This is a genomic window from Mesorhizobium sp. M0983 (genome assembly GCF_040318975.1).
Classification (GTDB): Bacteria; Pseudomonadota; Alphaproteobacteria; order Rhizobiales; family Rhizobiaceae; genus Mesorhizobium.
In genome coordinates this window covers 77,108-96,574 of sequence record NZ_JAMYNH010000018.1, presented here as the reverse complement: position 1 = coordinate 96,574, position 19,467 = coordinate 77,108, and the positions used below count along the sequence as shown (strand labels likewise).

17 protein-coding genes are annotated in these 19,467 nt (G+C 63.8%); 9 read left to right on the top strand and 8 right to left on the bottom strand.

What is annotated here, in order from left to right; translation table 11 throughout:
- The first annotated feature begins 6 nt into the window (after positions 1-6).
- Both NKH71_RS25910 and lpxB read left to right on the top strand, forming a co-directional pair.
- Positions 7-909 carry an LpxI family protein gene (locus tag NKH71_RS25910; RefSeq protein WP_023717720.1) on the top strand — a complete coding sequence of 301 codons (903 nt, stop codon included), beginning with the start codon at positions 7-9 and terminating at the stop codon, positions 907-909.
- Positions 899-2,065, top strand: coding sequence for a lipid-A-disaccharide synthase (gene lpxB / locus NKH71_RS25905; protein ID WP_023717719.1), 1,167 nt, complete (start codon positions 899-901; stop codon positions 2,063-2,065). The genes NKH71_RS25910 and lpxB overlap by 11 nt, the downstream gene beginning before the upstream one ends.
- Before the next feature lie 130 nt (positions 2,066-2,195).
- Here lpxB and gltA read toward each other — a convergent pair whose 3' ends face one another.
- Together gltA and gltX are read right to left on the bottom strand one after the other, a co-directional pair.
- Positions 2,196-3,524, bottom strand: a complete 1,329-nt coding sequence (gene gltA / locus NKH71_RS25900; protein ID WP_023717718.1) for a citrate synthase — start codon at positions 3,522-3,524, stop codon at positions 2,196-2,198.
- Between the two features lie 178 nt (positions 3,525-3,702).
- A complete protein-coding gene (gene gltX / locus NKH71_RS25895; RefSeq protein ID WP_023717717.1) occupies positions 3,703-5,124 on the bottom strand; it encodes a glutamate--tRNA ligase in 1,422 nt (473 codons plus the stop codon).
- A gap of 96 nt (positions 5,125-5,220) precedes the next feature.
- On the opposite strand from gltX, the gene NKH71_RS25890 reads away from it, so the two are divergent.
- On the top strand, positions 5,221-7,686 hold the full coding sequence (locus NKH71_RS25890) for a ComEC/Rec2 family competence protein (protein ID WP_352790153.1): 2,466 nt from the start codon (positions 5,221-5,223) through the stop codon (positions 7,684-7,686).
- On the opposite strand, the gene lexA is transcribed toward NKH71_RS25890, so the two are convergent.
- Positions 7,680-8,411, bottom strand: a complete 732-nt coding sequence (gene lexA, locus NKH71_RS25885) for a transcriptional repressor LexA (RefSeq protein ID WP_352790155.1) — start codon at positions 8,409-8,411, stop codon at positions 7,680-7,682. The two genes, NKH71_RS25890 and lexA, sit on opposite strands and share 7 nt — an antisense overlap.
- On the opposite strand from lexA, the gene NKH71_RS25880 reads away from it, so the two are divergent.
- The 3 genes from NKH71_RS25880 to NKH71_RS25870 all read left to right on the top strand — a co-directional run bounded on the left by NKH71_RS25880 (position 8,370) and on the right by NKH71_RS25870 (position 11,055).
- Positions 8,370-8,696 carry a hypothetical protein gene (locus tag NKH71_RS25880; protein WP_352895412.1) on the top strand — a complete coding sequence of 109 codons (327 nt, stop codon included), beginning with the start codon at positions 8,370-8,372 and terminating at the stop codon, positions 8,694-8,696. The genes lexA and NKH71_RS25880 overlap by 42 nt on opposite strands.
- 185 nt (positions 8,697-8,881) lie before the next feature.
- On the top strand, positions 8,882-10,129 hold the full coding sequence (gene kynU, locus NKH71_RS25875; RefSeq protein ID WP_352790157.1) for a kynureninase: 1,248 nt from the start codon (positions 8,882-8,884) through the stop codon (positions 10,127-10,129).
- A 95-nt stretch (positions 10,130-10,224) separates the two neighbouring features.
- A complete protein-coding gene (locus tag NKH71_RS25870) occupies positions 10,225-11,055 on the top strand; it encodes a hormone-sensitive lipase (protein ID WP_352790160.1) in 831 nt (276 codons plus the stop codon).
- Positions 11,056-11,062: 7 nt separating this feature from the next.
- On the opposite strand, the gene NKH71_RS25865 is transcribed toward NKH71_RS25870, so the two are convergent.
- Genes NKH71_RS25865 through NKH71_RS25845 form a run of 5 tightly spaced genes read right to left on the bottom strand, consistent with a single transcriptional unit; the run spans position 11,063 to position 16,493 of the window.
- Positions 11,063-12,268 (bottom strand): molybdopterin molybdotransferase MoeA, encoded by a 1,206-nt coding sequence (locus NKH71_RS25865; RefSeq protein ID WP_352494605.1) that lies wholly within the window; start codon positions 12,266-12,268, stop codon positions 11,063-11,065.
- Positions 12,268-12,774 (bottom strand): cyclic pyranopterin monophosphate synthase MoaC, encoded by a 507-nt coding sequence (gene moaC / locus NKH71_RS25860; RefSeq protein ID WP_023717712.1) that lies wholly within the window; start codon positions 12,772-12,774, stop codon positions 12,268-12,270. Before moaC ends, NKH71_RS25865 begins: the two co-directional genes overlap by 1 nt.
- A 2-nt stretch (positions 12,775-12,776) precedes the next feature.
- Positions 12,777-13,589: an indole-3-glycerol phosphate synthase TrpC gene (gene trpC, locus NKH71_RS25855; protein WP_352482658.1), complete on the bottom strand. Its 813-nt coding sequence runs from the start codon at positions 13,587-13,589 to the stop codon at positions 12,777-12,779.
- 4 nt (positions 13,590-13,593) lie between these two features.
- Entirely contained in the window at positions 13,594-14,604 is a 1,011-nt protein-coding gene (gene trpD / locus NKH71_RS25850; protein ID WP_352482657.1) for an anthranilate phosphoribosyltransferase, read from the bottom strand.
- Positions 14,601-16,493, bottom strand: a complete 1,893-nt coding sequence (locus NKH71_RS25845; RefSeq protein WP_352790165.1) for a SurA N-terminal domain-containing protein — start codon at positions 16,491-16,493, stop codon at positions 14,601-14,603. Before NKH71_RS25845 ends, trpD begins: the two co-directional genes overlap by 4 nt.
- A 142-nt stretch (positions 16,494-16,635) precedes the next feature.
- Here NKH71_RS25845 and tpiA point away from each other — a divergent pair, with 142 nt between their 5' ends.
- From tpiA to NKH71_RS25830, 3 genes are all read left to right on the top strand, one after another.
- On the top strand, positions 16,636-17,403 hold the full coding sequence (tpiA, locus tag NKH71_RS25840; protein ID WP_023717708.1) for a triose-phosphate isomerase: 768 nt from the start codon (positions 16,636-16,638) through the stop codon (positions 17,401-17,403).
- A gap of 163 nt (positions 17,404-17,566) precedes the next feature.
- Positions 17,567-18,013, top strand: coding sequence for a preprotein translocase subunit SecG (gene secG / locus NKH71_RS25835; RefSeq protein WP_352790168.1), 447 nt, complete (start codon positions 17,567-17,569; stop codon positions 18,011-18,013).
- A 199-nt stretch (positions 18,014-18,212) separates the two neighbouring features.
- The gene (locus NKH71_RS25830; protein WP_352790171.1) at positions 18,213-19,334 is read left to right on the top strand and encodes a L,D-transpeptidase; all 1,122 of its coding nucleotides are present in this window, start codon (positions 18,213-18,215) and stop codon (positions 19,332-19,334) included.
- Positions 19,335-19,467 lie beyond the last annotated feature (133 nt).

The window sequence follows — 19,467 nt, the reverse complement described above, 5'->3', positions numbered from 1 at the left end:
GGGCAGATGACGAAGATTGAGGCTGCCGGAAAGGGCCTTGATCTCGCGCCAGATGCCAAGGTCGGCATCATCGCCGGCGGCGGCAGTCTCCCGGTCGAAATTGCCCGAGCGCTCGCCCGGCAAGGCAAACCTCCCTTCGTCGTCATGGCGGCGGGCGAGGTCGACCGCATAGTCGATTTCGAGCCCTATGAGCAGGCAAGCTTGAGGCTGGAGGACGTCGGCTCGCTGCTGCCGATGCTCAAGCGGCATCACGTTACGCATCTGGTGACCGCGGGACATATTACGCGCCGCCCCAGGCTGAGCGCCATGCGCCTCAATTTGGGCCTGCTCGCCTGGCTACCCAGCCTTCTCGTCGGTGTAACCCGGGGGGACGATACGGTGCTGAAACTGTTCGTGCGCAGGATCGAGCGCAGCGGCATCAAGGTTGTCGGCGCTCACGAGATCGTGCCGGAACTGGTCGCCGCTGAAGGCCCGCTGACCAAGATGGCGCCACGCAAATCCGACTGGCGCGACATCGAGGCGGCGCACGCTGCAGCAAAAGCTATCGGCGCGCTGGATATTGGCCAGGCGGCTGTTGCGGTTGGTGGCCGCGCCATCGCGCTGGAAGGCGTCGAGGGCACAGACGGGCTGCTCGAGCGGACAAAACAATTGCGCGGGCACGGCAGGCTGGCTGGCAGGAGCCGTGGTGTTTTGGTCAAATGCGCCAAGCCCGGTCAGGAACTGCGTGCCGATCTGCCCTCCATTGGCCCGCTGACCGTCGAGGCGGCGCATGCCGCCGGACTGGCCGGCATTGCCGTCGAAGCCGGCCGCTCGCTGGTGCTCGAAGGTCCTGCCACCATCGGGCGTGCCAATGCACTCGGCCTGTTCGTGATCGGCCTGCCTGCTGCGGAGCCGGCGCATGGCGAATGAGCAGCCGTTGAAGATAGCCGTCGTCGCCGGCGAGGAGTCCGGCGACCTGCTTGGCGCCGACCTCGTGCAGGCGTTAAAGCGCATGACCGGGCGCGAAGTTCGGCTCGTAGGCATCGGCGGCCGCCATTTGCAGGCGCTCGGTTTGGCGCCATTGTTCGACGGCAGCGAGATCGCGCTGATGGGGCTTAGCGCTATCCTGCGCGACCTGCCGCGCCTGATGCGGCGGATCGGCCAGACGGCAAACGCGATTGTCGATGAAAAGCCCGACTGCCTTATCACCATCGACAGTCCGGATTTCTCGCTGCGCGTCGCCAAGAAGGTGCGCGCCGCCGATCCGACGATCCCGATCGTCCACTATGTCTGCCCGAGCGTATGGGCTTGGCGGCCGGGCAGGGCGGCGGCGATGAAGCCATATGTCGATCACATTCTTTGTATCCTGCCGTTCGAGGTGAAGGAACTCGCTCGCCTGGGCGGGCCGCCCGGCACCTATGTCGGGCATCGCCTTGCACACGATCCGGGCATAGTCAGTGCCGCCAGGGCGCAGGCGCAGCCGCGTGACCTCTCCGCCGACCGTGTGAAAACGTTGCTTGTATTGCCCGGTTCGCGTCGCGGCGAGGTGCGGCGCCTGGTCGGGCCGTTCGGCGAAACGGTATCGATCCTGCGGGCGCGCGGGCACCGCTTGCGCTTGCTGTTGCCGACGGTGCCGCACGTCGCCGACCTGGTCAGGACCTCGGTCGCGAGCTGGAACGAGAAGCCGGAGATCATCCTTGATGCCGAACGCAAATGGCAGACCTTCGGCAAGGCCGATGCGGCGCTGATCGCGTCGGGGACGGTATCGCTGGAACTGGCACTGGCGGGCGTGCCGATGATCTCCTGCTACCGGCTCGATCCGGTCATGCGCATGGCGCAGGGACTGATCAAAGTTTGGAGCGCAGCCTTGCCCAATCTCATCGCCGACCGGCCGGTCGTGCCGGAACACTACAACCAATATGTGCGTCCGCATTATCTGGCGCGCCAGCTGGAGGCGCTATTCTCCGATACCGCCTACCGCGCCTGGCAGAAGGACGGTTTTGCCGACATCGCCGGGCGTATGGCAACCGACAAGCCGTCAGGCGAGATGGCGGCGGGGGTGGTGATGGGCATGGTGAGGAAGTGAGCGAGTAGTGAGTAGCGAATAGGAAATGGTGCTGGCCGTAACAGCCAAGCTGCTTCAGCTACTACTCGCTACTCGCTACTCGCTACTCGCTACTCGCTACTCGCTACTCGCTACTCGCTACTCGCTACCTTCACCGCTTCGCGATCGGCACGTAATCCCGTTCCGGCGCACCGGTATAAAGCTGGCGCGGACGGCCGATCTTCTGGTGCGGGTCCTCGATCATCTCTTTCCACTGCGCGATCCAGCCGACGGTGCGGGCAACCGCGAACAGCACGGTGAACATGGTAGTGGGGAAGCCCAGCGCCTTCAGCGTGATGCCGGAATAGAAATCGACGTTGGGGTAGAGCTTCTTCTCGATGAAATAGGAATCGGTCAGCGCGATCTTTTCCAGCTCCATGGCGATGTCGAGCAGCGGATCGTCCTTGATGCCGAGCTCGCCCAGGACTTCGTGCGCGGTCTTCTGCATGATCTTGGCGCGCGGATCGTAGTTCTTATAAACGCGGTGGCCAAAGCCCATCAATCGGAACGGATCGTTCTTATCCTTGGCGCGCGCAATGAATTCCGGGATGTGATCGACATGGCCGATCTCGCCCAACATGTTCAGGGCTGCCTCGTTGGCTCCGCCATGTGCAGGACCCCACAGGCAGGCGATGCCGGCAGCGATACAGGCAAAGGGATTGGCGCCCGACGAGCCGGCGAGGCGGACGGTCGAGGTCGAGGCGTTCTGCTCGTGGTCGGCGTGCAGGATGAAGATGCGCTCCATCGCGCGCGCCAGCACCGGATTGATCTTGTATTCCTCGCAAGGCACGGCGAAGCACATATGCAGGAAGTTGGCTGCGAAATTCAGTTCGTTCTTCGGATAAATGAACGGCTGGCCGATGTGGTATTTATACGCCATCGCCGCGATCGTCGGCATCTTGGCGATCAGCCGCATCGAGGCGACCATGCGCTGATAAGGGTCCGAGATATCGGTGGAATCGTGATAGAAGGCGGACAGCGCGCCGACCACGCCGCACATCACCGCCATCGGATGGGCATCGCGGCGAAAGCCGGTGAAGAAGCGCGACATCTGCTCATGCACCATGGTGTGGCGCGTCACCCGGTAGTCGAAATCGTCCTTCTGCGCCTTGGTCGGTAGTTCTCCGTAGAGCAAGAGATAGCAGACTTCGAGGAAGTCGCCGTGCTCGGCCAGCTGGTCGATCGGGTAGCCGCGGTGCAAGAGAATACCGGCATCGCCATCGATGAAGGTGATTTCCGATTCGCAGCTCGCCGTCGACGTAAAACCGGGATCGTAGGTAAATACGCCGGTGGTGCTGTAGAGCGAACCGATGTCGATGACATCAGGTCCTACCGAACCACTTCGTATCTTGAATTCATGGGTTTTGCCGTCGAGTTCCAGTTTTGCCGTCGACGCCTGGGTTTTGCCGCCAAATTCCATCTTTGTCGCAGGTTCGGTCATAGCAAACTCCTTTTTGTTTCCTCAGGCCGGCAACGGCAAAACATTGAACCCAACACGTCAAAAGCATCGGAATACGCACATTTGCGCCCGCAATTGAATCTGCGCGCCAGATTAGGCCAAGACCCAATGTTGCACTGCGAAACACACCTTTCAATGCCAATCTTCTTGGGCCAGTTTCCTAATCGATTTGATCGGCAATCCGCGCCAGGCCTTCCTCGCGGCCAAGCACGGCCAGCACATCGAAGACGCCGGGCGAGGTGCTTTTGCCGGTGAGCGCGGCGCGCAGAGGTTGGGCCACGGCGCCGAGTTTGTGGCCGCCGGCCTGCGCATAGTCGCGGATCGCGGCTTCCGCCGAGGCGGCAGACCAGTCCGAAATCGTGGCCAGTGCCGCATGAGCGCCCCGCAGGATCGCGCGCGCCTCACCGCTGAGCAGCGCCGCCGCCTTCTCGTCGACCGGCATCGGCCGCTCGACGAACAGGAATGCAGCCCCTTCAACAAGTTCGACCAGCGTCTTGGCGCGCTCCTTCAGGCCTGGCAAAGCGGCAAGCAATTGCGCCTTGCGTCTGTCGTCGAGGCTAGCTGCGATCGCCGGACCGCCGTCGAGATAGGGCAGAGTGGCGATGAAGATGTCGAGCAGCGCCGCGTCGTTCATGCGGCGCATGTGCACGCCGTTCAGCGCCTCGAGCTTGGCGAAGTCGAAACGGGCGGCGCCCTTGTTGACGTCGCCAATGTCGAACCATGCGATCATGTTGGCGATCGACATGATCTCATCGTCGCCGTGGCTCCAGCCAAGCCTCGCCAGATAATTGAGCAGCGCCTCCGGCAGGTAGCCCATGGCGCGATAGGCCTCGACGCCGAGCGCACCGTGCCGTTTCGACAGCTTGGCGCCGTCGGCACCGTGGATCAGCGGGATATGCGACATCGACGGCACCTCCCACCCCATGGCATGGTAGATCACCGTCTGGCGGGCGGCGTTGGTCAAATGGTCGTCGCCGCGGATGATGTGGGTGACGCCCATGTCGTGATCGTCGACGACGACGGCATGCATGTAGGTCGGGTTGCCGTCCGAGCGCAGAATAATGAAATCGTCGAGATCCTTGTTGGGAAAGCGCACGTCGCCCTGGACGCGGTCATGCACAACCGTCTCGCCGTCTGTCGGCGCCTTGATGCGGATCGCCCCCTTGGCGCCGGCCGGCGCCTCGGAGGGGTCGCGGTCGCGCCAGCGGCCGTCATAGCGGGGAGGCAGCCCCTTGGCTCGTGCGCTCTCGCGCATTGCCTCCAACTCGGCAGGCGTCGCGTAACAATAATAGGCCTTGCCCATGCGAACGAGTTCCTCGGCCACCTCGCGATGGCGCGGCGCACGCTCGAACTGCGACACCGGCTCACCGTCCCATGTCAGGCCAAGCCAGGAAAGCCCGTCGAGGATGGCCGCGGTTGCCGCATCGGTGGAACGCTCGCGGTCGGTGTCCTCGATGCGCAGCAGCATCGTGCCGGCTGTGTGCTTGGCATACAGCCAGTTGAACAGCGCCGTGCGCGCCCCGCCAATATGCAGATAGCCGGTGGGCGAGGGGGCAAAACGGGTGACGACCTTGTCGGGCATGGAACTCTCAGGCAGGCGAAGGAAGTGGGTTTGCGGACTTTCGCGCGTTGCGCGTTCATGTAGCATAGGAGGTCGAGGGCGCAAGGGGCAGACCCGATGGCTGTGCGAGGCCGTGGTGCGGGCGAGGGCGAGGACGTTGGCAGCGGCGTCAGCGAACGCTTGCTGTTTGCCGCGCCCGTGCCTGTCCTGCCGGCACCCGCATTGCTGCCGGTTCCACGCTTTGATGCCCCGTCGCTGCCGGCGAGCGACCCAGCAACGGTTCTCGTGCCCGCGGCCGAGCCCATCGTGCGCCTACGCCGGCGTTTCCGCCTCCCGTCACCGTCCCGTATCCGCAACGGCGTAACCTCGGCGGTCGGCCTGGAGCTCGACCGTGGGGTTGCCTTCCTGCTGGTGCCGGTGTTCCTCGCATGCGGGGTGATCGTATATTTTGCGCTGGCGGTGGAGCCGGCCTTTCCACAGCCGATCGCAATCGTCGCCTTGGCAGCCCTCTGTGCCGTCGCCTCGCGGTCGTGGCCCAGAACCCGCCTGTGCTTCATGGCGGCGTTGCTCTGCGCGCTTGGCGTGCTTGCCGCCAAGGTCGAGACCTGGCGTGTCGGAACGCATATGCTCGGTTCCGAAATCTCAACGCGCCTCACGGGTCGCGTCGTATCGTTCGAGCCCATGGCGAGCGGCCGCATCAGGCTGACGATCGATGTGATCTCAACCGCCAGGCCGACACTGCGCTACATGCCGGAACGGGTCCGCGTTTCGGCGATGAAAATACCGGCTGAGCTGACCGCCGGTTCCGAGATCGCCGGCTATGTGCGGCTGCTGCCGCCGACCGGGCCGGTGCGGCCCGACAGCTATGATTTCTCCTTCGACAGCTATTTCGCCGGTATCGGCGGCAGCGGCTTTTTTCTCGGCAATCCGAAAGTCGTGTCGTCGGGCAGCATGCCGCTTGCCGCGCGGCTTTCTTCCTCGATCGAAGACGCGCGCGAATCCATCGCCGACCATATCCGCAGCCGCATCGGCGGCGCCGAGGGCGAGATTGCTGCTGCGCTGATCGTCGGCGTGCGCGCCGGCATTCCCGAGGAGATCAACGAAGCGATGCGGCGTACAGGCATCTATCACATCATCTCCATCTCGGGGCTGCATATGGCGTTGGTCGCCGGCACCATCATGGCGCTGCTACGCGGCACCTTTGCGTTGTTTCCCGATTTCTCATCGCGACGGCCGGTCAAGAAATATGCCGCGGCCGCCGCGCTTTTTTCGATTGCGGCCTACCTCGTCTTTTCCGGCATTGTGGTGGCGGCCGAACGCAGCTTCATCATGCTGGCGGTGATGCTTATCGCCGTGCTGTTCGACCGGGCCGCGCTCACCATGCGCAACCTGGCGATCTCGGCCATCGCGGTCATTCTGGTGTCGCCGCACGAGGTGGTCGGTCCGAGCTTCCAGATGTCCTTCGCCGCGACGGCGGCCCTTGTCGGCGCCTATGCAGGCTGGTCCGATTACCGCGCCGGCGGGGCCACCACGCCGCCGCCCCGGCGGTCGCCGCTACGCTTTGCCACTAGAAAGGTACTGCTGGGCATGGGCGGCCTGGCGATGACCTCGATCATTGCAGGGAGCGCCACGGCGCTTTTCGCCATATGGCATTTCCAGCGCGTGGCGCCGCTCAGCCTGTTCGCCAATCTGGCCATCATGCCTATCATCTCACTGGTCGTCATGCCCTTCGCCGTCCTCAGTGCGCTGGCGATGCCGTTCGGCGCGGATGGGCCTTTCCTCTACGTGATGGGCAAGGGGCTGACGGCGATGATCGCCCTGTCCGGGTGGATCTCCGAGCGCTCGCCGATCGATGCGGTCGGGCTGATTTCGCTGAGATCTGTCCTTTTGGTGACGATCGCCCTCGTCATTGCCAGCATGGCGACGACCTGGTTGCGGCTCGTGGCCCTTCCTTTTGCGCTCGCCGGCTTGCTAACGACAACGCAGACGCGCGTACCCGATGTATTGATCTCGGAGGACGCACGGCTCGTCGCGCTGCCGATCGGCAGCGGTGAACTCGCGGTCAACCGGGCACGCCCGAATGAGTTCACCATCGACAACTGGAAACGCGCGCTCACATCAGAGGCTATCGTCGCGCCGGAAACACCTGGAAAGAACGATCCGCAATTCGACATTGCCGATCCGGCCGACTTACCGCCGGGCATGCCGTTCATTTGCACGGACGGTCTCTGCCTTGCCAGGCATCCATCCGGCGCGATCATCGCGCTAGCCAATGACCGCGATACTGCACGGCCAGCCTGCGCCTTTGCCAGCTTGATCGTCATCGACGACGCCACCGCCCATAATCCCTGCTACTACGACCGGCTGGTCCTCGTCGTCACCAAACGGCAACTGGCGCGCGCGGGAAGTGCGGCCGTCTATTTCGATCCACAAGCGGCAACACGCGCCGAAATCCGCTTCGCCGTCGAAAAATCATACCGGCCCTGGCACGTGCAGCGGAAATTTTCCCGCGCGGCGCGGGGCATGCCGCCATACCGCAGAGCCGACAAGCCAAAAGCCGGCGCCAAGGGCGCAGCTCAGTAGCGGCGGATCAGCCCAACGAGCTTGCCCTGCACCTTGACCCTGTCTGGTCCGAAGATGCGCGTCTCGTAGGCCGGATTGGCGGCTTCCAGGGCGATCGAGGCGCCCTTGCGGCGGAACCGCTTCAGCGTCGCTTCTTCCTCGTCGACCAGTGCCACCACGATCTCACCGGGGCTCGCCGTATCGGCATTGCGGATGATCACCGTGTCGCCGTCGAAAATGCCAGCCTCGATCATCGAATCGCCTTTGACCTCCAGCGCATAATGCTCGCCGCCCATGATCATGTCCGGCGGCACCGAGATCGAATGCGTCTGGTGCTGGATGGCATCGATCGGCACACCGGCGGCGATGCGGCCCATCACCGGGATCGACACGGCGGCGACGACATCGTCGTCATTGCCGGCTGCAGGCATGCGCGACGATGTCGGCTTGCCCTGCCGAGGACCTTGCCCAAGACTGCCCTGGATGACGCTCGGCGAGAACTTGCGTGCCGCATTTAGGCCGGGGGCGATCGAATCGGGCAGGCGCAGCACCTCCAGTGCACGGGCCCGGTTGGGCAAACGGCGAATGAAGCCGCGCTCCTCCAGCGCCGTAATCAGCCGGTGGATTCCCGATTTGGAAGCCAGGTCGAGCGCTTCCTTCATCTCGTCGAAGGAGGGCGGGATACCGCTTTCCTTCAGCCTTTCGTGGATGAACATAAGCAGTTCGTGTTGTTTGCGTGTCAGCATAGCGACCCCCAACAGAATCAGAAAACAAACCCAGAACAAACACTATCTGTTCCAGTTGTGTTCCGCAACTGTTTAAAGTTTAATGAATGTGTTAGGGCTCGGGAAACGATACCACTCACCAAACCGGAACGCTGCATTTTCACCGCCGCGGGCGTCATCGCCTTGATTCTGCTTTCGTTTGCGGCCTCTGGGTTCCCAGAAGGCGGCACTGGTATCGGCCGTCAGCCGGCAAAGGGCACGGAATTGAAGCCGTATCGACTGTGCGGTTTGGTCAATGCACCGTGAACGAAACGAACTCAAAACGCCAACCTTGGGTTGGCTTGGCTCCTGGTTTCCACCGCGTGGTCAGGCAACTTGTCGCCGGTGGAGCCTTGCTGCGCGATACCAGGTAATGGAGAACCGCTCGTGACCGATGGATGCCGTCGATGCGTGTCCGGCGTTGCGGTGAATCTTGGGGGAGCAGACAAATCATGACAGGAATTCGCGATCTCGTTGCCATAAGGGCGATGGATGCTGCAGATCCGCTGCGCGCGATGCGCGACCGCTTTGTGCTGCCGCAAGGAGTGATCTATCTCGACGGCAATTCGCTAGGGGCCGCTTCGCGTGCAGCTTTCGATGAATTGAGCAAGGCAGCGACCGAAGAATGGGCGCATGATCTCATCCGCGCCTGGAACACGGCCGGCTGGTTCAACATGCCGCTCGAACTCGGCGACCAGCTCGGGCGCCTGATCGGTGCCGCGGCCGGCCAGACGGTGGTCTGCGACACGACATCGGTCAACATCTACAAGCTGCTGCACGCCGCCATGGCCATGCGGCCGGAGCGGCAGGTCATCGTCGCCGAGGGCGACAGTTTTCCGACAGACCTCTACATGGCTGAGGGTGTGGTTTCGACGCGAAAAGATACGCTGCTGTGCCTCTCGGGGGTCGACGCGCCGAGCATCGAAGAGCTGATCGACGAACGCACCGCCGTGGTGCTGGTCAACCACGTCAACTACAAGTCGGGCGAACTGCGCGACATGCCGGCGCTGACGCGCAGGGCCCAGGAAGCCGGGGCGATGATCGTCTGGGATCTCTGCCACACCGCCGGTGCGATGCCAGTCGAGCTCGACACGGCAAACGCCGATTTTGCCGTTGGCTGCACCTACAAATATCTGAATGGCGGACCGGGCGCGCCTGCCTTCATCTATGCGGCTGAGCGGCATCTTGCCGACATCCAGCAGCCGCTCACCGGCTGGTGGGGCCATGCACGGCCCTTCGCCTTCGAGCCAGGCTATGCGGCCGGCACCGGCATCCGCCGGTTTCTGTGCGGCACCCAGCCGGTCCTGTCGATGCGCACGCTGAAGGGCGCGCTCGACATCTGGAACGATGTCGACATGACGGCGGTGCGCAAGAAGAGCATCGCGCTGGCTGATCTGTTCATCGAGCTCGTCGAGGCAAAGTGCGGCACTTACGGGCTAACGCTCGAAAGCACGCGCGACGGGGAAAAACGCGGCAGCCAGATTTCATTCATGCACGAGCATGGCTACCAGATCATGCGCGCGCTGATCGAACGTGGCGTGATCGGCGATTTTCGCGCGCCATCGACCATGCGCTTCGGCTTCACCCCGCTCTATGTCGGCTATGCCGATGTCTGGCAGGCCGTCGAAGTGCTTGAGGACATCCTGCGCACCGGTGCGTGGAAGGATGCGCGCTTCGCCATCAAGGCGGCTGTCACTTGAGATTGATGCGAGAGCTGGAATCGTGAGGCTGGCGACGACGCCCCGCGCGATGCTCACGCTCGTTGCAAGGCCATATTGCCAGGGGAGGGCGCAGGGTGTTCGAACGTCACATTGCCGATTGGGACAACGCCTATGCCAACGGCGCCAACATAGCCGGCAGCGATCGCTGGCCGGCGGCCTGGGTCGAGCCCGCGCGGGTTTTTCGCGACGTGCTTTCGACCGAGGGCCGGGCGCGGCTCGACATGGCCTATGGCCATGGCCCACGCAACCGGCTCGATCTTTTCCTGCCGGCCACCAAGCCCAAGGGGCTCGTGGTGTTCGTCCATGGCGGCTACTGGATGGCATTCGACAAGAGTTTCTGGTCGCATCTTGCCGCTGGCGCTGTTGATCGCGGCTATGCCGTGGCGATGCCGTCCTACACGCTCTGTCCGCAGATGCGCATTGGCGGCATCGTCAAGGAAGTCGGCGCGGCGATCGGCAAGGCGGCGGGGATGGTCGCAGGGCCGCTGATGCTGACCGGACACTCGGCCGGTGGCCATCTTGTTAGCCGGATGGTTACGACGACGACGCCGCTGGCGCCCGAAATTGTCCGGCGCATTCGCCATGTCGTATCGATCTCGGGTGTGCACGATTTGCGCCCGATCATGCGCACCGGCATGAACGAGACGCTGGCGATCGATGAGGCCGAGGCGCAGGCCGAAAGCCCGGTGCTGCTGCGCCCGATGGACAAGGCCCGCCTGACCTGCTGGGCCGGCGGCGGCGAGCGCGCCGAATTCCTGCGCCAGAGCGCGTTGCTGGCCAACATCTGGATCGGCCTGGGTGCCGCGACCAGTTCGGTGGTCGAGCCTGACCGGCATCATTTCAACATCATCGACGGTTTGGCCGATCCAGACCATCCGCTGACCCGGACCTTGATCTCGGAGTGAGGCAGGTTCAGCGTAGCATCAGCACGTCGCAAGCGGCGCCCGCCGCCGCGGCGGGCGTGAACGGCGCACGGACGATCAGCCCGTTGGCATCGGCCAGCATTTTCAGCATCGAGGAATCCTGGATGCTGAACGGCGTCGCCACGAGCGTGCCGGCGTCAGCGCTGACAACAGCCCGCACATAATCCTGCCTGAGATCGTTGGCCGGCATGGCAGCGCCGAGCCGTGCCTCACGCATATCCTGCTGAAAGGCGCGGCCGCCGAGCCGCGCCAGCAGCGGCTTCAGGAAGAGCTGGGTGCAGACCAGGCTCGCCACCGGATTGCCGGGCAAGCCGATGCAGCGAATGTCGCCCAGCCGCCCGAACATCAGCGGCTTGCCCGGCCGCATGGCGATCTTCCAGAAATCGAGAGTCATGCCTTGCCCGGTCAGCACGTCATGGACGAAATCGTGGTCACCGACCGAGGCACCGCCCAGCGTGACGATGACGTTCGCGCCAGCCTTCACGGCCTTTTCCACCAGCGCAGCGATCGCCTCCCTGCGGTCCGGCGCGATGCCAAGGTCGAGCACTCGCGCACGGACCGACTGTGCGGCGGCGGCGACACCATAGGCGTTGGAGGAGATGATCTGGTCGGGGCCAAGCTCGCTGCCCGGCGGCAGCAATTCGTCGCCGGTGGCGATGATGGCGACCAACGGCCTTTTGACCACGCCGACCTCAGGGTGGTTGGCCGATGCCGCCAGCGACAAGGCCGCCGGGTCGAGCAGGCGGCCTTTGTGCAGCAGGACGTCGCCTTTGGCGAAATCGAGCCCGAGGCGGCGGATGTTTCGCCCCTGCACCGTCGGCTCCGTCACTTCGACGACACCGCGGCCGAGATCGCGGACGTTCTCCTGGATGACGATGGTGTCGGCGCCTTCGGGAAGCGGCGCGCCGGTGAAGATACGGACGGCCTGCCCCTGCTGCACCGTCCCGGCAAAGCCGCTTCCGGCCGGCGCCATGCCGACCACCGAAAGCTTTGCTGGTAAGGACGCGATATCAGCCGCCCGCACGGCATAGCCGTCCATGGCGGAGGCGTTGAACGGCGGCTGAGTGCGGAGCGCCACAACCGGCTCCGCCAGCACGCGGTCGGCGGCATCCAGCAGCGCGACGCGTTCGCCCTGCAGTGCAGCTGCGCCGTCCAACAGGCGCTCGAGCGCCTCAGCAACTGGGACCAGCGCCATCAGCGGCCTGCCTCGGTGACCCCATCTTCGGTGATCTTGTAGTCGCCGGATTTGCCGCCGGTCTTTTCAACCAGCCTGATACCGGAGATGACCATGGCGCGGTCGACCGCCTTGGCCATGTCGTAGATGGTCAGGCAAGCGACCGAGACGGCGCTCAGGGCCTCCATCTCAACGCCGGTTTTGCCCGTGACGCGGGTCAATGCTGTGACCTTCAGGCCGGGCAAAGCTGCGTCCGGCTCGATATCGACAGATATCCTGGTCAGCAGCAGTGGATGGCAGAGCGGGATCAGTTCATGCGTCTTCTTGGCCGCCATGATGCCGGCGATACGCGCGGTACCGAGCACGTCGCCCTTCTTGGCATCGCCGGCGAGGATCATGTCCAGGGTCTCGGGCCGCATCGACACGAAGCCCTCCGCGACTGCCGTGCGCACCGTCTCAGCCTTGTCGCCGACATCGACCATGTTGGCTTCGCCGCGCGCGCCAAGATGGGTGAGGGCGGCCGCCATCCTCAGATCGCCTCTGCCGGCGCCTTGCCCGTCAAAAGCAGGCGCGTTGCAGCGGCCACGTCCTGTTGACGCATCAGGCTCTCACCGACCAGAAAAGTGGCGATGCCGCTCCGCTCCAGCCGGCGGCAATCGTCATGCGAAAAGATACCGCTCTCGCTGACCAGAAGGCGGTCGGCGGGCACCATCGCGACCAGCCGTTCCGAGGTCTCGAGGCTGGTTTCGAAGGTCCGGAGATTGCGGTTGTTGATACCGATCAGCCGCGACGACAGCTGCAGCGCGCGTTCCATCTCAGCCTCGTCATGCACTTCGACCAGCGCGTCCATGCCGAGCCCGAAAGCTGTCGCTTCGAGTTCTCTTGCCAACGCGTCGTCGACGCTGGCCATGATGATCAGTATGGCATCGGCGCCCCATGCCCTGGCCTCGTAGACCTGATAGGGATCGAACAGGAAATCCTTGCGCAAGGCAGGCAACTCGACGGCAGCGCGCGCATCGCTGAGGAACGCGGGCGCCCCCTGGAAAGAGGGTGCGTCGGTCAGCACCGAAAGACAGGCGGCACCGCCTTCCGCATAGGCCCTGGCCAGCGCCGGCGGATCGAAATCGGCGCGGATCAGGCCTTTGGATGGGCTAGCCTTCTTGATTTCGGCAATCAGCGCGAACCTGCCGGATTGGCGCTTTGCTTCAAGGGCGGAAAGAAAGCCGCGCGGCGCTTCGGCGTCCGTTGCCCGTGCCTTGATCTCGGCAAACGGCACTTGCGCCTTGGCCGCCGCGATCTCGTCGCGCTTGTAAGCCTCGATCTTGCGCAGGATGTCGGACATAGTTCTAACCGTTCGAAATCTCGACCAGCCTGTCGAGCACTTTCAGCGCGCGGCCGCTGTCGATGGCCTGCGCCGCCGTCACCATGCCGTCGGCAAGTGTCGTCGCCTTGCCGGCCACCACCAGCCCGGCGCCGGCATTCATCAGCACCGTGTCGCGAAAGGCGCCGGCGGCGCCGCCCAGCATGTCGCGCAGTGCCTGGGCATTGTGGGCGGCGTCGCCGCCGCGCAACTCGTCCTTGGTGTGACGCTTCAGCCCGACCGCTTCCGGGGTCAGCACAAAGCTGCGGATCTCGCCGCCGGCCAATTCGGCGACCTGCGTCTCGCCGGTGGTGGTGATCTCGTCATAACCGTCGCCATGGACGACCCAGGCATGGTCGGCACCAAGCTCCTTCAACGTTTCTGCCACCGGCATGATCCATTCGGGCAGGAACACGCCGACCATCTGCCGTCTGACACTGGCCGGATTGGAAAGCGGACCCAGCAGGTTGAAGATGGTGCGGGTGCCGAGCTCGACCCGGGTCGGGCCGACATGCTTCATCGCCGGGTGGTGCGCCGGCGCGAACATGAAGCCAACTCCGGCCTCGTGGATGCAGCGGCCGATCGTCTCCGGAGGGATGTCGATCTTGACGCCCAACGCGATCAGAACATCGGCGGCGCCGGTCAGCGAGGACAGTCCGCGATTGCCGTGCTTGGCGACGGGCACGCCGCTGCCGGCGATGACGAAGGCGGATGCGGTCGAAATGTTGACGCTGTGCGAATTGTCGCCGCCGGTGCCGACAATGTCGATGGCGCCCTCGGGGGCTTCGACGCGCAGCATCTTGGCGCGCATGGTGGCGACGGCGCCGGCGATCTCGCTGACGGTCTCACCGCGCACCCGCAATGCCATCAGGAAGCCGCCGATCTGGCCGGGGGTGGCGTCACCGGACATGATGATGTCGAAGGCCTCGCGCGCCTCCTCGAAGGAAAGAGCGCTACCGGCGGCGACCTTGGCGATGTGGATCTTCAGCGCGCTCATCTGGCCAGGGCTTGGGTTACGGCCGTCTGATCGATGCGGACGTCATATTGCGTCTGCAACTGCGCCACCAACTGGTCGAGCAGGTCGTCGGACATACCGGAGGTGAAGGATTTCTGCGCGTCCTGGGGTACTGAGTTGGCGTCGGCCCCGGCGGGCTCGAATACCTCGGCAACCTTGAACAGGATCTGTCCGTCGCCCGTGGGCGAGGGGATCAACCCGGTGCCGCCTTCGCCGACGCCGAACATCGCGGCGGCCCCTTCCTTGCCGAAATCGACGTCGTCAGCATCGCGCTTGACGCCGCGCTTGGTCTGCTTTTCGAGCTTGAGCTCACCGGCGATCACCTCGAGCGTGGCGCCGGCCTTGAGACGCTTCTCGAGCTCTTGTGCCTTTGCGGTAAGCCGTTTGGTAGTCTCCGCCGCGGTCCAGTCGGCCACGACCTTCTGGCGGACTTCGTCCAGCGTGCGGTCGCGGGCCGGCGTGATCGCGCTCACGTCGTAGAAGACGAAGCCGTTATCGGCGGTGGTGAGGCCTTCATTGTCGGTTCCGGGTTCGGATTCGAACACCGCCTTGATGAGCGCCGGCGATTCCGGCAGGTCTTTGACGATGCTTTCATCCGGCCTTCGGCCGGTGCGGTCGATGGCGTCGATGGTAACGACCTTCAGCTTCAATTTGGCAGCTGCCTCAGCGAGCGAACTGCCGGAGGCGCGCGTATCCTCGTAATTGTCGTGCACGTCCAGCAAGATGCGGCTTGCCTCGCCCAGTGCCAGATCCTTGCGGATCTGCTCGGACACTTCGGCCAGCGGCTTCACCACTTCGGGCTTGACCTCGGTGACGCGCAGCAGAACGGGGCCAAAGGCGCCCTGTACGACCGGGCTGACTTCATTGGCGTTGAGCTTGAAGGCAGCATCGGCAACCGCCTTGTCAGCGATCTTGTCCTTGGCCAGCGTGCCGAGCAGGGTGTCGGCCGGCGTCTTGCCTTCGGCGGCGACGATCTTGTCGAAGGTCGCGCCGGTCCTGAGCGAATCGAGCGCCGCCTTGGCAGCATCAGGCGTCTTGAACACAAGCTGCTCGATGGTGCGCATCTCGGGCGTGGTGTAGCGCGCCTTGTTCTTGTTGTAGTCGTCGCTGACCTGTTGATCGGTCACTGCGCTCAAATCCATGATGTCTTCCGGTTCGAGCCTGACATAGGAGAACTTACGGTATTCGGGCGCGGCGTAGGTTTTCTTGTTCTCCCCGAAATAGGCCGAAAGCACGCTGTCGGACGGCGCTTCTATCGGTTCGACCAGCGATTTCGGCAAGGTCAGGTAGTCGATTGTGCGATCTTCGCCGCGATAGAGCGCGACCGCCTTGAAGAATGTATCCGGGGCTTTGAGGCCATCCGAAACCGCCTCGACGATCTGCTGGCGGACCGCCACCTGGGCGCGGTTTTTCAGATAGTCCTCCGGCCGCATGCCGATCTGCCGGAGCAGGTACTCGAAGGTTCGCCTGTCGAAGGTTCCGCCAGGCCCTTTGAACGCCGGGTCTTCGCGGGTCAGTTCGGCCAGCCGGTCCTTGGACAGGCCGAGGCCGAGCTTGCGGGCCTGCTCGTCGAGGACGGCGCCCGAGACGAGTTGCGCCAGCACCTGGTTGTCGATGCCGAGCGCCGTCGCCTGCTCACGGCTGATGCGCTGGCCGAATTGCTGCGACATTACGCTGAGCTGGCGATCGTAGGCGAGGCGGTATTCGTTGATCGAGACCTTGGTGCCTCCGGCCGTAATCACGGCGTCATGGCCGGCAAGACCGCCCATCAGCCGCCCCGAGATGCCCCAGACGGCGAAGCTCAACACCAACAATGACAGCAGCAGTTTCGCGACCCAGGTCCCCGCCGCGCTTCTCAACATACCAAGCATGAGTACTTCCGATTTTTGCGCATTTCGCATGCGCCGAGTCTGAAACAAGCGCAATAGCGCCCTTCCTGCTCACTGTCGATTGCTTTGTGGCCTGATTTTGATAGTGAGAGCCAGCTGGAAATTGCCCGGAGAAACAAATCCCATGACGCCTGGAATCCGCCCGCTCGTCGCCGGCAACTGGAAAATGAACGGGACCAGCGCCTCGCTCAACGAGCTCAGGATGATCGGCAACGGCTTCATGAGCGGGCTCGACGCCGAGACCGAAGCCGTGGTCTGCGTGCCGGCGACCTTGCTTGCGCACGCCGCCGAGATTCTGTCGCGCACGCCGGTCCGGGCCGGTGGTGAGGATTGCCACACCGAGGAAAGCGGCGCCTATACCGGCTGTATTTCGGCGGAGATGCTGAAGGATGCAGGCGCCAGCCATGTCATCGTCGGCCATTCCGAATGCCGTGCTGATCGCAAGGAGAACGATGCCATAGTGCAGGCCAAGGCCTCCGCCGCATGGCGCGCCGGGCTGGTGGCTATCATCTGCATTGGTGAGACAAGAGCCGAACGCGAAGCAGGAGCCACGCTTGACGTGCTGTCGCGCCAGGTTGCGGGCTCGGTACCGCCAAACGCCACGGCGTCCAACAGCGTCATTGCCTATGAGCCGGTATGGGCGATCGGCACCGGCTTGACCCCGACCGCCGCCGACGTCGCCGAGGCGCATGCGCATATCCGTGAAGAACTGGCGCGGAAGCTTGGCAATACGGCGGCCAAGATGCGCATTCTCTACGGCGGCTCGGTCAAGCCGTCCAACGCCGTCGAGTTGCTCGGCGTCAGGAATGTCGACGGCGCGCTGGTCGGCGGCGCCAGCCTGAAGGCAGCGGACTTCCTCGGCATCGCGGAAGCCTATCGAAACATCGCTTGATACCGGGACTGCTTGCTGGATTTGAGCGGACGGCCGGCGCCGGAATCGTTGCAAAGGACGCATTGCTTCCCATATTCCGGCCACGGGCTTGGAAATGCCGTCAAAGCATTGTATTGAGCCGCCTCCAAATCAGCGGCCGCACAAGGCCTTGCCAGGATAAATTATGGAAACCGTACTGATCGTCGTCCACCTCATGGTCGTGCTCGCGCTTGTCGGCGTGGTGCTGCTGCAGCGCTCCGAAGGCGGCGGTCTCGGCATCGGCGGCGGATCGGGCTTCATGACCGCGCGTGGCGCCGCCAATGCGCTGACGCGGGCGACAGCGATCCTGGCCGCGGCTTTCTTCGTCACTTCGCTGACACTGTCGATCGTCGCGCGCTATGGCGAGAAGCCGATCGACATTCTCGATCGCGTCCCGGCGACCTCGGACGGCGCAGGCAGGGGCGTACTCAACCAATTGCCCGGCACCACGACGCCGCCTTCAGGCAACACGGCGCCGACCCCGCCGTCCGGCAATGGCGCGGCAACGACGCCTCCGGCAACAGCTCCGGCGACGCCGCCAGCGACAAACGGCGCCACCGCGCCGGCCACGCCGCAGGTCCCCAACCAGTAATCGGGCATCTGATGCCGCGATCTGTTGTCGTTTGAACACAGTCGCGGCAAATGCCGCACAATCACGAAGATTCGACCGCGCCCTACGCTTGAGGCGCTTCCGGCTAATCGATTATACATTGCGCGCGGCATTTTCGGCGTCCTTGGGGGGCGCCGGGCGACGCCGTGGGCAACAAGCATTGAACGATCGGATCTTCCCCATGCAGCTTCGCAGCTTCATTTTTGCCGGCCTTTGTGCCGTGCTCAGCCTAGGTGCGCCCGCTTACGCGGCTATGCCGACGGCAAATTCGGCTCATAAAGCCGCGACAACAACTGACGTCGTCAACGTCGCTGCCAAAAGCGATGCGGCGCAATTGAAGCTTCTCAAGAAGAAGAAAGATCCGACGCCGGACGACCTTGCGCAGATCCGCAAGATCGAAGCCAAGATCGCAGCCGACAAGGAAGCCGCTCGCGCCAAGGCACTCGAAGCCAGGAAGCTGGCGATGCGCGAGGCGGCGAAAGCCAAGGCCGATGCGGAACGGCAGGCATTCCTTGCCAAGAAGAGCCAGCCGGTCGCGGCGGTCAAGGTGGCTGATGCCAAGCCGGCCAAGAAGAAGACCGTCAACATCATCGAACCGATTGCACCCATCGCGCCGATCCAGTCGGCCGAGCCGATCCCGGCCGAGGCCATGAACGTTGCGCTGACCGGCAACAATGGCGAATTGCGCAGCGAACCGGTCGGGCAGAAGCCGCAAAGCGTCGGGCTGTTCGCGGGACTGTTCGGCGGCACATCCTCTTCATCGATGTCGCTGCTTCCTGAGACGCGCGCGCTCGACGCCGCGCTCGAAAGGAAGCAGGCCAAGCGCCAGTTCAAGGTCAAGCCGGAATTCGTGCCGCAGGAGGTCGAATTCACCGGCTACAACCCCGGCACCATCGTCATCGATACCAGCGCCCGCCGTCTCTACCTCGTCGAATCATTGTCAACCGCCCGCCGTTATGCCATTGCGGTCGGCCGCGAAGGCCTGCAGTTCAAGGGGACGGTTGCCGTCGGCGACAAGCAGGAATGGCCGCGCTGGATTCCGACGCTGGATATGCAAAAGCGTGAACCCAAGCATTATGGGCAGTACAAGGACGGTATGCCCGGCGGCGGCGACAACCCGCTCGGTGCGCGCGCCATCTATCTTTACGACGGCAAGAAGGACACCCATCTGCGCATCCACGGCACCATTGCGCCGCAGTCGATCGGAACCAGCGCCTCCAATGGCTGCTTCCGCATGATCAACGAGCACGTCATGGACCTCTACCGCCGGGTGAAAGTAGGCACCAAGGTAGTCATCATCTGACGCTTTACAGATCGTGCCAAAAGGGCCGGCCTCGCCGGCCCTTTTGTTTTGATACGTCCATGACCAGAGCGCCTTCTTGGGAAAAAGCCTTCGCGGCGGTTTTTTCTCTGGCGGAATCAATTCGGCCGCGTTA